Source organism: Arthrobacter sp. Hiyo1 (assembly GCF_001263615.2).
Classification (GTDB): Bacteria; Actinomycetota; Actinomycetes; order Actinomycetales; family Micrococcaceae; genus Arthrobacter.
Genome location: NZ_DF952468.1, coordinates 732,187 through 733,656, shown reverse-complemented (window position 1 = coordinate 733,656; position 1,470 = coordinate 732,187). Strand labels below are relative to the sequence as shown.

The window sequence follows — 1,470 nt, the reverse complement described above, 5'->3', positions numbered from 1 at the left end:
GAGCGACGACGGCGGGAACGCAACCCTGCTCCGCGCCGGCTGGGACAGCTTGGCACAGCCCGCGGCGCACCTCGCGGCGCTGGACATGGACTTTGAGATCATCTCTCCTGAAGAATTCAAGGAGTACGCCCGCACCATGGCCGGGCGATTGGAAAAGGCCGCGGGAAAGCGCGCACTGCGCGCCGACGCGCCGCCACAGTAGACTGTCAGCAGCCATGACACTTCATATTTCCTACCCCGCAGAGCTGCCCGTCTCCGAGCGCCGCGAGGACTTGATGGCGGCCATCGCCGCAAACCAGGTGACCATCATCGCCGGCGAAACCGGTTCCGGCAAGACCACGCAGATCCCCAAAATGTGCCTGGAACTCGGCCTCGGCGACAAGGGCCTGATCGGCCACACCCAGCCGCGCCGCCTTGCCGCGCGCACCGTCGCAGAACGCATCGCCTTCGAGATGGGCGTCGAGATCGGGCAGGAAGTGGGCTTCCAGGTCCGTTTCACCGGCGAAGTCAGCAAGGCCACCAAAATCAAGCTAATGACCGACGGCATCCTGCTGGCTGAGATCCAGCGGGACAAGCTGCTACGTAAGTACAGCGCCATCATCATCGACGAGGCACACGAGCGCAGCCTCAACATCGACTTCATCCTGGGCTACCTCAAGCGGATCCTGCCGCAAAGGCCGGACCTGAAGGTCATCATCACCTCGGCGACCATCGACCCCGAGCGTTTCGCGAAGCATTTCGGCAGCGAGGAAGAACCCGCGCCGATCATCGAGGTCTCGGGCCGGACCTACCCGGTGGAAATCCGCTACCGGCCGCTGTCCCAACCGGCCGGCGGTGCATCCGGCGAGGATGAGGACGCGTCCGACGACGAGCTCGAGGAAGACCGCGACCCACTCGATGCCGTGTGCGACGCCGTCGACGAGCTCGCGCTTGAGGCTCCCGGAGACATCCTGGTGTTCTTCTCCGGCGAGCGCGAGATCCGCGACGCCGCCGAGGCGTTGAACGGCCGGATCCAGGCCAACCGCAGGCTGGCGGGCACCGAGGTGCTGCCGTTGTTCGCCCGCTTGAGCCTGCAGGAGCAGCACAGGGTCTTCAACCCGGGCGGCAAGCGGCGGATCATCCTCGCTACCAACGTCGCGGAAACGTCCTTGACCGTTCCCGGCATCAAATACGTCGTCGACACCGGCACGGCCCGCATCTCGCGCTACTCGCACCGCACCAAGGTGCAACGGCTGCCGATTGAACGCGTGTCGCAGGCATCGGCAAGCCAGCGTTCCGGCCGTTGCGGGCGCGTGTCCGAGGGTATCGCCATCCGGCTCTATTCCGAGGAGGACTTCGAGTCACGCCCCCCGTTCACTGATCCGGAGATCCTGAGGACCAACCTTGCCGCGGTCATCCTGCAGATGACTGCCATGGGCGTTGCCCGCGGCCCCAAGGACGTGGAGAACTTCCCCTTCGTTGAGCCGCCGG

2 pseudogenes are annotated in these 1,470 nt (G+C 65.4%); both read left to right on the top strand.

The features are described 5' to 3' along the window. A pseudogene (locus AHiyo1_RS24410) lies at positions 1-202 on the top strand (DNA-binding transcriptional regulator); the annotation flags it as partial. A 13-nt stretch (positions 203-215) separates the two neighbouring features. Then, positions 216-1,470: pseudogene (locus AHiyo1_RS26125) on the top strand (helicase-related protein); the annotation flags it as partial.